At 57.2% G+C, this 11,607-nt stretch carries 11 protein-coding genes and 1 rRNA gene; all 12 read left to right on the top strand.

Features of this window, described 5'->3' with window-relative positions; translation table 11 throughout:
- Positions 1-90: ribosomal RNA gene (rrf, locus tag JMN37_RS09575) — 5S ribosomal RNA — on the top strand; the annotation flags it as partial.
- 521 nt (positions 91-611) lie between these two features.
- Entirely contained in the window at positions 612-1,286 is a 675-nt protein-coding gene (locus tag JMN37_RS09570) for a hypothetical protein (protein WP_070477184.1), read from the top strand.
- A complete protein-coding gene (locus tag JMN37_RS09565; protein ID WP_083290786.1) occupies positions 1,286-2,278 on the top strand; it encodes an HAD-IIA family hydrolase in 993 nt (330 codons plus the stop codon). The genes JMN37_RS09570 and JMN37_RS09565 overlap by 1 nt, the downstream gene beginning before the upstream one ends.
- Before the next feature lie 189 nt (positions 2,279-2,467).
- Entirely contained in the window at positions 2,468-3,292 is an 825-nt protein-coding gene (locus tag JMN37_RS09560) for a TlyA family RNA methyltransferase (protein ID WP_070477182.1), read from the top strand.
- A gap of 2 nt (positions 3,293-3,294) precedes the next feature.
- The gene (locus tag JMN37_RS09555) at positions 3,295-4,218 is read left to right on the top strand and encodes an NAD kinase (protein ID WP_070477180.1); all 924 of its coding nucleotides are present in this window, start codon (positions 3,295-3,297) and stop codon (positions 4,216-4,218) included.
- A gap of 6 nt (positions 4,219-4,224) precedes the next feature.
- The gene (gene recN, locus JMN37_RS09550; protein ID WP_252931958.1) at positions 4,225-5,949 is read left to right on the top strand and encodes a DNA repair protein RecN; all 1,725 of its coding nucleotides are present in this window, start codon (positions 4,225-4,227) and stop codon (positions 5,947-5,949) included.
- Between the two features lie 49 nt (positions 5,950-5,998).
- A complete protein-coding gene (gene steA / locus JMN37_RS09545) occupies positions 5,999-7,189 on the top strand; it encodes a putative cytokinetic ring protein SteA (protein ID WP_252931956.1) in 1,191 nt (396 codons plus the stop codon).
- Between the two features lie 19 nt (positions 7,190-7,208).
- Positions 7,209-8,015: a copper transporter gene (locus JMN37_RS09540; RefSeq protein WP_252931954.1), complete on the top strand. Its 807-nt coding sequence runs from the start codon at positions 7,209-7,211 to the stop codon at positions 8,013-8,015.
- Positions 8,012-8,659, top strand: a complete 648-nt coding sequence (locus tag JMN37_RS09535; protein ID WP_252931952.1) for an NUDIX domain-containing protein — start codon at positions 8,012-8,014, stop codon at positions 8,657-8,659. Before JMN37_RS09540 ends, JMN37_RS09535 begins: the two co-directional genes overlap by 4 nt.
- Positions 8,660-9,577, top strand: a complete 918-nt coding sequence (xerD, locus tag JMN37_RS09530) for a site-specific tyrosine recombinase XerD (protein ID WP_252931949.1) — start codon at positions 8,660-8,662, stop codon at positions 9,575-9,577.
- 50 nt (positions 9,578-9,627) lie between these two features.
- Positions 9,628-10,662: a hypothetical protein gene (locus JMN37_RS09525; protein ID WP_252931947.1), complete on the top strand. Its 1,035-nt coding sequence runs from the start codon at positions 9,628-9,630 to the stop codon at positions 10,660-10,662.
- 67 nt (positions 10,663-10,729) lie between these two features.
- Positions 10,730-11,602 carry a ParA family protein gene (locus JMN37_RS09520; RefSeq protein WP_070362502.1) on the top strand — a complete coding sequence of 291 codons (873 nt, stop codon included), beginning with the start codon at positions 10,730-10,732 and terminating at the stop codon, positions 11,600-11,602.
- Positions 11,603-11,607: the final 5 nt, after the last annotated feature.

The raw sequence follows: 11,607 nt of genomic DNA, 5'->3' as shown, positions 1-11,607 counted from the left end.
CCGGTCCCTTTCCGAACCCGGTTAGCTAAGCCCGCCCGCGCTGATGGTACTGCACCTGGGAGGGTGTGGGAGAGTAGGTTACCGCCGGCCTATAACTTCATTTTCTTGTGTGTGGTGGGTTCCATTATTCCCGTTGTGGGGGTGGTGGTACCCACCACACTCTTTTTTGTTGTGTACCCCCACAACAAACAACGAGGGCCGTCTTTACGAAGTCTGATGACGCCAGCGCTCCTTGTTTGTAGACTCAGAGGTGCAACTCTGACTGACCGGATGATTGGGAATTTGTTTCAACAGGTGCACAATAAGTTCTTATTTTCGGACATTCCTGTTTATAATGACTTGTTCCAATAGAAAGGTGTTTCATGTCCGATCGCTCTAACGAGAGACCACGTCGCAACCACGGTTCTTCTTCCTCCAAGGGGCGGAACGGGCGGCCAGGCAATGGGGGCCGGAAAGGTCGGTGCGACGACAGTAGGGATCGTCGCAATGATCGCAGCGGTGACGGCCGTGGTAGGAGCAGAAACGCTCGTCCTGGCGGCGATGAAGAACGCAAATTCAACAATCGTCACAATCGCTCGCAGCCTCGTCGGCAGGGCTACCGCGAGGATAGGATGGCTCAAAAGCTTTCTGAACCCGACCTGCCTTCCGATCTTGACATCAGTGTTCTCGACCCGTCCGTGCTGCAAGATTTGAAGGTGTTGTCACATGACAACGCAACTCGCGTCGCGAAGCACATGATTATGGCTGCAGATCTGCTCGACGACGACCCGGCGCTTGCCTTGCGTCATGCTAGGGCAGCAAAGAATCGTGCTGGACGTGTTGGGGTTGTTCGTGAAACGAATGGTGTAATCGCTTACCACGCAGGTGAGTGGAAAGAGGCACTTTCTGAGCTGCGAGCTGCCCGGCGCATGAGTGGCGGCCCTGGGCTTTTGGCTGTGATGGCTGATGCTGAACGCGGACTTGGTCGTCCCGAGAAGGCGTTGGAGCTTGGTCGGAGTCCTGAGGCGCGAGACCTCGATCGTGAGGGACGTATTGAGCTTGCCATCGTTCTTTCTGGTGCGCGTCGCGATCTGGGCCAGGTTGATTCTGCGATTGCGACGTTGGAACGTGTACGTCCGAACAAGGATGAGCGGGACGTCTCTGCAATGCGTTTGTCTTACGCCTACGCCGACGCATTGCTGGCTGCTGGCCGAAAGGCTGAAGCGGCTGACTGGTTCAAGCATGTTATTGAGTTGGATCCGGAGATGTTGACGGATGCGAAGCAGCGTTTGGAAGAGACGGAGTAGTGGCTTTGGGTTCTCTTGCTCATCAATATGACGTGTTGCTCTTTGACTTAGACGGCACGGTTTGGGAGGGCGGCCGCGCGTTAGACAAAGCGGTTTCCAGCATCATCGAATGTGGTGTGACACCTTTCTACATCACGAATAATGCATCCCGGCCTTCGGCCCTCGTCGCCGAAATGCTTGGTGATATTGGGCTAGAGTGCTCGAGTGAGGAGATTATTACCTCAGCAGAGGCAGCTTTGGAGCTAGCGCGACCCCTGTTGAAAGAGGATGATCCCATCCTTGTTCTTGGTGCGCAGTCGTTCAAAGACTTGGTTTCTGGGGCCGGTTATCGCGTAGTCTCTAGTGCTGACGACGCACCAGTTGCGGTGCTACAAGGGCACTGCCCGGAAACTGGGTGGCGTGAGCTGTCTGAAGCAGCGTTGGCGATTCACAACGGGGCGGTCTACTTGGCTTCAAACCTTGATACTTCCTTGCCGATGGAGCGGGGGCTTATGGTCGGTAACGGCTCGATGGTGGCGGCGGTGACGTCAGCAACCGGCGTTGTCCCAGAGGCAGCCGGAAAGCCAGAACCGGCTATGTTCCATCAGGCTGTGAAGCTGTCGGGTGCTACGCGAGCGTTGGCGGTCGGTGACCGTTTAGATACCGATATTGCCGGTGGAAATCGTGCGGGGATGGATACGTTGCAGGTACTTACAGGTGTGTCTGGTCCTTATGCTTTGTTGGCGGCTAAGCCGGTGGAGCGCCCGACATATATTGGTGATGACTTGCGTAGCCTCTTGGCAGATGCGGAGAGCTTGCGGCCGGGAGCACAGGGCGGTTTCGTGGCGAAGCTGCAAGGAGATACGCTCCTGCTTAACGGTGGTGCTGCATCTTCTTCGCCTACGGAGGCCTTGCGAACGGCTCTGGCTGTTGCGTGGTCTGCAGAGGCCGAAGTACGAGTGGTTGAGCCGGTATCGCAGTGGGCGCAGAAGGCTGTGGAGTCGTGGTGGTAGGGCACGCCCCGAAACCCCACGATCCAAGGCGAGTCGGCATTTCACCGGAAGAATTGCGTTCGAAGGTAGATAGTGTGCTGGCGCGGGTGCCGTCTACGATAAGGGATGAACTTGAACAGTTGGCTGAGGCTCATGACGTTTTAGCAGAAGCGCTAAAAGACTGAGCATCGCCGTAGGAGAGGAGTACGGGTGGCACCTGGTCGGCGACGCCTTGACGCAGAACTTGTTCGACGAAAGATCGCTCGTTCACGGGAGCAGGCCCGGACATGGATTATTGAAGGACGCGTTGAGGTCGGAGGGTTTCCTGCAAAAAAGCCAGCTACAGTTGTCGAACCCGATGTTTCCATCAAGGTCGATGTTGATAACACCGATGACTGGGCTTCCCGTGGCGCGCACAAACTTCTGGGGGCACTAGAGCACTTCGAAAAGCTTGGGTTTACGGTCAAGGATAGGACGGTGATTGACGCGGGAGCGTCAACGGGGGGATTCACTGACGTTTTGCTACGAAGAGGTGTCCGCCGGGTCTTTGCGGTAGATGTCGGTTACGGGCAATTACTTTGGCGGCTGCAAAACGATCCGCGTGTGACGGTGATGGACCGTGTGAATATACGGTCGTTGACTGCCGACATGCTGAGCGAGTCGGCCAATTGCATGGTGGGTGATTTATCGTTTATCTCTTTGAAGCTTGTGCTTCCTGCGCTGGTAGCAGCGCTTGAGGACGAGGCGGACCTCCTGCCGATGGTGAAACCACAGTTTGAGGTTGGTAAAGACCGCGTTGGTCACGGGGGTGTCGTTCGTTCGGCAGAGCTGCGTCGAGAAGCAGTGGTAGATGTCGCATTGTTCGCACAGTCGCTGGGGCTTGAGGTGAAATCAATGGTTGCATCTCCGTTGCCAGGTCCGAGTGGTAACGTAGAATACTTTCTGTGGCTGCGTAAGACAGCAAATGCGCAGGAACAATCTGTCGAGGCCGTCGAAGAGATGGCAGCACAGGCGGTGCAGGAAGGGCCAGCGTAGATATGTCTGTAGATAATCGGCGACGCATTTTGTTGGTGCCCCATTTTTACAGGCCCGACAATATTGAGGCTGCGGCGAATTCTGCCCGGATGCTGCAGCAGGCTGGCATTGAGGTGCAGTTGCTTTCTGCGGGGGAATCAAGTCCCGCTGAAGAGGATCCAGTATTGCAGAAGCTGGAGCACGTAAGCCCAGGGGCCGAGGCTGGCCGAGGCTGCGAGCTTGTATTTGTGCTTGGAGGCGATGGAACGTTTTTACGCGCAGCAAACTTTGCGCACCTTCAGGACATTCCAGTGCTCGGGGTGAATCTCGGCCATGTGGGATTCTTGGCAGAGTCCGAAGCGGAAAGCCTGGAAGATGTGCTGTCCTCGGTGATAGCGCGCTCATATCGGGTTGAAGACCGCATGACACTTGACGTGCGGGTTTTGGATGCGACGGGTGAAGTGCTTGGCGAAAGTTGGGCGCTGAATGAATGCAGCATTGAGAACTCGGATCGTACAAGAGTGCTTGATGCGTTTCTGGAGATTGATTACAGGCCGGTATCTTCGTTCGGTTGTGATGGTGTGCTGGTATCTACGCCTACTGGATCAACCGCGTATGCTTTTTCGGCCGGTGGTCCGGTGATGTGGCCTGAGCTCGATGCCATCTTGGTGGTTCCGAATAATGCGCATGCCCTCTTCGCGAAGCCAATGGTTGTTTCACCGTTGTCGACGGTAGCGGTTGAGTCCTTTTCGACGACCAGCTCCGCTGTTGTCGTGATGGATGGGGTTCGTAGGATTATGATGCCGCCAGGTGCACGGGTCGAAGTGACGCGTGGTCGCCGCCCGGTGCGCTGGGTTCGGCTTGATGAGCGTCCGTTTACCGACCGCCTGGTGGAGAAGTTTCAGCTTCCGGTATCTGGGTGGCGTGGCCCAGATAAAGAGAGGTAGATCGGCGTGCTGTCGGAAATTGCTATCAGGAACCTCGGTGTGATCCCTCACGCTAGCGCGGAGCTCTCGGAAGGTTTGACAGTCCTTACGGGTGAGACTGGCGCCGGTAAGACGATGGTGGTCACGGGTTTGCGGCTGTTGACTGGCGGTCGTGCTGATGCTTCTCGTGTCCGTACGGGAGCGCCGGAAGCGGTGGTGGAGGGTGCGTTCGCGGTAACAGGAATCCACGAGGACAGTCGCGAGGCTATTGCGAAGATCGCGGAGAACGCTGGCGCGGTCCTCGATGAAAACGGTGAGTACGTCGTAGTCCGTTCCGTAAAATCGACAGGCAGGTCGAAGGCACACTTTGGTGGCCGGGCGGTACCGGCTGCGACACTCAGCGAAGTCTCCTCGCACCTGCTTACGATTCATGGCCAGAACGATCAGTTACGTTTGATGTCGCCAGAACAGCAACTGCATGCGTTGGACCGCTTCGATCCTGCTGCTTCAAAGGTTCTCCGTGCGTATCAGGAAGCGTGGAAGCGCTGGCGCGTTGCGAAGAGAGATTTAGAGGAGCGGACAAAGCGGCGTCGAGAATTAGCGATGGAACAGGACCGTCTCCTGTTTGCTGTCAACGAGATCGACGAGGTCGCACCCGAGCCAGGTGAAGACGCTGAGCTCGTCTCTGCGATTCAGCGCCTGCAAGATGTTGATGGATTGCGCTCCGCGGTTCAAGAGGCGATGGTTGCAATCGATGGCGCTGAGGCGGTTGGTGAGTATGACGAGGCGTCCGCCGCTTCAGATTTGGTAGGGCAGGCTGCGAGTGCACTTGGTGCATCCACTGATACGCAGCTGCAGGAGCTGGGGCGTCGACTGGAAGAAGCCGCCACTGTGCTTTCGGATGTTTCTTCGGAACTTGGAACGTATTTGTTTTCGTTGGATGCGGATCCGCATGCGCTCGAGAACATGCTTCAGAGGCAACAGTCGTTAAAGGTGCTGACCCGAAAGTACGCGTCGGACATTGATGGTGTGCTCCGTTGGAGGGACGAGGCGCAGCAACGGTTGGCGTCAATTGATACGTCGGATGAGGCCCTCGCGGAGCTTCAACTGCGGGTTGATGACGCTGCGACCGAGATGAAGCAGCACGCTGAGGAGTTGACGGGCATTCGTCGCGATGCTGCACGACGGTTCTCTGAGGCAGTGACACAGGAGTTGCATGGGCTGGCGATGCCTAAGGCTGTGCTGAGCGTCCGCGTTGAGGGAGCAGACTACGGCCGTGATGGCGCTGATGCTGTCGAGATTTGTCTGTCGCCTAACGCTGCGTCAGAGCCAAAGCCATTGGCAACCAGCGCGTCAGGAGGTGAGCTTTCACGCGTCATGCTCGCGATTGAAGTGATCCTTGCCGGGTCAACGCACGGCGCGACATTCGTCTTTGATGAGGTTGATGCTGGTGTCGGTGGTCAGGCCGCGGTGGAGATAGGGCGTCGCCTTGCACGGCTCGCAGTAAACAATCAGGTAATTGTGGTGACGCACCTGCCACAGGTTGCGGCTTACGCGGACAGACACTTACACGTTGCGAAGAACGTTGGCGATGAAACCGTGACATCAGGAGTGCTTGTGCTCGACGATGCCGAGCGTGTGGAGGAACTGGCTCGCATGATGGCTGGGATGGCGAACTCGGAAACAGGAAAGGCGCACGCGGCGGAGCTACTGGAGCAGGCACAGCGCGAAACAAAAGAGTTTCGTCGATAGCCCGCGCGCCTAGCAGTACTTGGCGGGCGATGCAGGCAGAATTCAACATATGACTGAAACTTCTGCAACTTCTGAATCGACTAGCGCGCCGTTGCAGGGACCGCTGCGTGATTGCACGCCGCAAGGCAAGGGGTGCGGCCGTCTTCGTTCTGGGGATATTGCCTTCGTTGATGCTCCAGATATCAGCCGTAGGGAAGCTGAGATGTTGATCAACGCGGCACCGGCGGCGGTTGTCAATATTGCACGATTTAGCACTGGGGCTGTGCCTAATTACGGCCCGCACTTGCTTCTCGACGCTGGCATTCCACTGTTTGAAGCTGCCGGTGCGGAGATGCGGGCGTCGATACGCGATGGCAAGAAGACATCCGTAACGGCTTCGGGTGAGATCAAGGTTGGGCGCAAGGAAGTCGGTTCTGCTTCACCAGTGGTGCGCGCTGATGTTGACGCGACGTTTATTGAAGCACAGCGTCACCTCGTAGATCACATGGAGGCGTACTTCGGAAACACGGTCGAATTTATACACTCCGAATCGCCGCTGCTTATCGATGGTGTTGGCGCGCCTGAGTTAGGTGACGTGATTGCGGACCGAAAAGTTATTATCGCGAGCCCGTGCCCAGATCTCCGAGAGCGTATCGAATCGTTGCGCAATTTCATCCGTGAGTTCACACCTGTGTTGATTGGTGTAGGCAAGGCGACGAATACCTTGGCGGAGATGGGGTACGCGCCCGACTTTATCGTGGGCGACCCGGGCGACGTGGCTGAAGAAAACTTGCGAAGCGACGCGCGGGTGATTTTGCCAGCGGACCCCGACGGCTACGCGCCTGGTCTGGAGCGCATCCAGGATCTTGGAGTAGGTGCGATGACGTTTCCCGCCGCGACCGAATCTGCAACAGACCTGGCGGTGTTACTGAGCGTGTTCCACGATGCAGAAATGATCGTGATGGTTGAGCAGCCCGTGAACCTGGACCGTATCTTTACCGAATCAGATGAAAGCTCGCCGGCAGCACTGCTCACTCGTTTGAAAGCGGGTCAAAAACTGGTGGATTCCACAGTGATAGCTGATTTGTACAATCTGACGACTGGTCGGGGAGTCGCCTGGGCATGGGCAATTTTGGGATTGCTTGTTGCTGCGGCGACGATTGTACTCATCGTCGGGCTTGGCGGGAGTGGGCCGTTTAGCACGAACCTGGCGGATACGTGGAACACGATTGTTACACAGCTGCAGAGTCTGTGGAGCTAATAGGGAGTAGGTGGTTTTGATGTCTTCAGGAAGTAGTTCGGCAGGTTATGTTGCAGCAGGTCTGGGCTGGGGCATTGCACTTGGTGTCGCAGCAGGAATGCTGGTGATTGCGCCAGCAATGGGCACGCTTGATTTTTCAACGTCGTCGCAGTTAGGCGAGTCGCAACAGTCGGCTGACGCCTCGCAGGGGACAAAATTTGAGTTTTCCGATGCAGTGATAGCTCAGCATTCGGCCGAGCTTGTTGCGAACACGCTGGATGGTAAGTCAGTGATGGTGCTTCGCGCGCACGATGCGTCAGCAGAAGATGTCGATGCTGTAACGTGGCTGCTTCGCACCGCAGGGGCATCAGAAGCGGGCCAGATTACGTTGGGCGAGAAGTTTACCCAGCAGGAGTCGGCTGATGCATTGAGTACGATCATCGCGAACACCCTGCCGGCAGGAGCGCAGCTTTCCGTTGATCGACGCGCGCCTGGCACACATGCTGGCCAGTCGCTGGGGAGCGTTCTGCTCAAGGATCCAGCGACTGGTGAACCGGTGGCTCCGGAATCTGATCGTAATTTCGTTATAGAGGCGCTGCATGGAGGCGGTTTTATAGACGACACAGATGTTTCAGCGCCTGCTGATGCGATTGTTGTGATCGGCGCCGGTGATACCGGCGGGGAGCGTTCTTTCGGGACACAACTGTTGACAGACATGACCGCGGAGCTCAATGACTTAGCTGCGGCAGTGTATGCGGCGCCAGATGAAGACGGTGGGTTTGTTGATACGGAAGCAGGCAGGGTGTCGGCGGTGCTTTCGCTTGCGGAAGAATTGGCGGTCGAATGATGCACGAGTTTGAAGTTCAACAGTCGGAGCTGCTGCTGGATGCACCGATTATCGCGGTGCGCAAAGATATTGTTTCGATGCCGGGGGGCGCTTCCGCGGCACGCGAGATCGTAGAGCACTTCGGTGCGGTTGCAGTGGTGGCCGTCGATTCCAAACGAAGGATTGCGATGGTCCGCCAGTACCGGCACAGCGTTCGGCGCCGGTTGTGGGAACTTCCTGCTGGACTTCTCGACGTCAGCGAGGAAGACGCGCTTGTGTGCGCCCAGCGTGAGTTGGCCGAGGAAGCTGGTTTGGCTGCTGAGAAGTGGGCATTGTTGCTGGATCTGGTGACGTCCCCGGGTTTCGCAGAAGAAGCGGTGCGTGTGTACCTGGCTTCGGATCTCCGTGAGGCCCCTCGTGGTGAAGCCGAGTTCGAAGAAGCCGATATGGTGCTGGAATGGGTGCCAATTGAAGAGGCACAATCGATGGTGTTTCGCGGTGACATCGTGAACTCGATTGCGATTGCCGGAGTGATGGCAGCGGCGCGAGTGCTAGAAGGCGAGGTAGAGCCGCGTGATGTAACCGAGCCCTTTGACCTGCGGCCAAGATCGCTAGCAGAGCGACGCACAGCGCAAGGCGTCACGCGCGATATGAAGAGGATCTAGTTGGACGTCAATGAGCTTGTTAGGCGTTGGCTCGAGCACCTTGCAGTTGAACGAGGTCTTTCAGCAAACACATTGAGCAACTATCGTCGGGATCTTAGACGGTATGCCTCGTGGCTGCATGCCAACGGCAAAGCCAACTTGTCTGAGGTGACCGCTGCAGACATCGAGGCGTACCTGGCGGACCTACGGCGTGGAGTTGATGGGGCTGCGCCGTTGGCGGCATCTTCGGCTGCGCGCGCACTTGTGGTTGCCCGCGGACTACACAAGTTTGGGGTGCTTGAGGGCGTACTTGCAGGTGATGAATCAGCCCAAGTAGCTCCACCTTCGCCTGGTAAGAAGCTGCCCGATACGCTAAGTATCGAAGAGGTCGGCAAGATGCTGGACTCGTGCCCCACGGAGGAGCCGATTGGGTTACGAGACAAAGCGTTACTGGAGTTGCTCTACGCCACGGGGGCGCGTGTGTCGGAAGTACTGGCGCTCTACGTCGATGACTTCATGGCGCTCGAAGGCGAACAGCACGCGGTACTGACATTGACAGGCAAGGGCAATAAGCAGCGCATCGTGCCGGTGGGGTCGATGGCGAAGGAGGCCGTCGAAAAATATCTGGTGCGCGGACGCCCAGCGCTGGCCAAAGGGCGCTCTCATTCGCTGTTCCTGAACGCACGTGGCGGCAGCTTGTCTCGGCAAAGTGCTTGGACGGTCATCAAACAGGCCGCTGAGCGAGCCGGGATCACCAAGCATGTTTCTCCTCACACGTTGCGGCATTCTTTTGCAACACACATGCTCGACGGCGGCGCCGATGTACGAGTAGTGCAAGAACTGCTTGGGCACGCATCTGTGACGACTACCCAAATTTACACACACGTTACTGCGGAAAGCCTTCGGGAAGTCTGGCACGCTACGCACCCTCGTGCATAGGTATGTAGGGTTGACATGTTCTGATGCACGACCGGAAGGATTCTTGCCACATGGCTTTTCGACGACCCCACGTTCTCGCAACTGTCGCTGCTGCTACATGCGCTTTCGGGCTGAGCACCTCGGGAGTTGATATGAACGCGTATGCGCAGTTGCCGGAGGGGCTTGATCCTGCCGCGATCCAGCAGGCCATCCCTTCCGAGATCCACGTGCAGGCCGGGCAGACTACGACTGTCGACACCGGTGTTCCGCTGAGCCTCAATTACAGTTCGGGTGGCTGGACCGTTGTATCATCTGGCACTTCTGTGTCCGTGACTGCTCCTGATACTCCAGGTGCAACGGTGAGCGTTCCGGTCTCCGCTGGGGGATACTCGGCGACCGTGAATCTCGTCGCAGTGGGCGGTGGTGAGACCGTTGATGCTCCACCTGAGAGCGCTGCGGAGCCTGAAAACAATGATGGTGCTGGCAAGCCACATGGCGATAGCGTTGATGACTCAAACAGGGAAGGACACGGATCCGAGACTGGTTCAGGCTCAGATCAACGTGTGCACGACGCGCCTGCTGCGCCACAGGCCCACCGTGTCCCAGCCAAGGAGGTGGATACCACGAACGCGAAGCGCCTGGAGTTCGAGGGCGTCATCGAGGACAACAGCATCGTGGTGAAGGTGCCACTGAGTAAGGCCGGACAGCTGATGAAGTACGCTAAGACCGATAGGGAAGGCGCCACACTTCGTTATGTAGACGTGGACGGCAATATCATTGAAGGCGTGAAGCGTGACGTGGACGTAGCGTCGCGCACGCTGACATTAACGTACCCGGAGGGACAGACGCCGGATAACCCCTTCATCATGGAGGTTGTCCGGGATGGATCGGCGGCGGAGTTCATCGCGGTGATAACGTCAAAGAACGCTCCGACTGCTGCACCAAAGGATGGAAATGCCCAGGGGGGCGACAGTCAAGTGGAAACACTTGACGAATCGAGGACGAATGACGGGCTTCTTGCCCTGGGCATCGCAGGAATTGCGGCACTGGTGGCCTTGCTGCTCATCGTGTTCCTGATTCGAAAGAGGCGACAGGCACATAACTAGGTATGGCATTGTAAGATGATTGCGTCAAGGGCTTACACGTGACGCGCATTGGACGGAAGGGATGACAATGGCAGGCAACGCATTGTTTGACGCTGCTGAAGAAAAGAAGTTTCTCACGGGACGTCCATTCCGCGAGTTCCCTCAGCCTGAACCGCTCGAGCACCACGGCCCGGCGACCATCCTATCGATGGTGAATCAGAAGGGTGGCGTCGGCAAAACGACGTCGACAATCAACCTGGGTGCATGTCTCGCAGAGCAAGGGCGCAAGGTGCTGCTTGTTGACCTCGACCCGCAGGGTGCGCTCTCAGCCGGTCTTGGAGTGTCCCATGATGAAGAGCAAGTCACCGTGTATGACTTGCTTTTTGACAACACTGCGTCGATCCACGCGGCCATTCGGCACTCGAATATGCCGGGGCTGGACCTTGTCCCCGCGAACATTGACCTTTCTGCTGCGGAGATTCAACTGGTCAATGAAGTCGGCCGTGAACACACATTGGCCCGTGCGCTCCGCCCTGTGCGCAACGAGTACGACATCATCATCATCGACTGTGGCCCTTCGCTCGGCCTGTTGACCGTCAATGCGCTGGCGTGTTCGGCGGGCGTGATGATTCCGATGGAGTGCGAGTACTTTTCGCTCCGTGGTCTTGCGTTGTTGACTGACACAGTGGAAAAGGTGCGAGACCGCATCAATTTCGACCTTGACATCGTAGGCATCCTGGTCACGATGTTTGACCGACGCACTACACACGCGCGAGAAGTGATGGATCGAGTCGTTGAGGTATTCGGCGAGCGAGTTTTTGACACGGTGATTACCCGAACGGTTCGATTCCCGGAGACCTCGGTTGCCGGTGAACCGATCATTACTTGGGCGCCGCACTCCCAAGGCGCAGAGCAGTACCGGCAGTTGGCGCTTGAGCTGCTCGAGCGCATTGATAAGTAGTTTGT

It is taken from the genome of Corynebacterium lipophilum (assembly GCF_024102595.1).
Taxonomy (GTDB): Bacteria; Actinomycetota; Actinomycetes; order Mycobacteriales; family Mycobacteriaceae; genus Corynebacterium; species Corynebacterium pseudogenitalium.
This window is presented reverse-complemented; position numbering and strand designations above follow the sequence as displayed.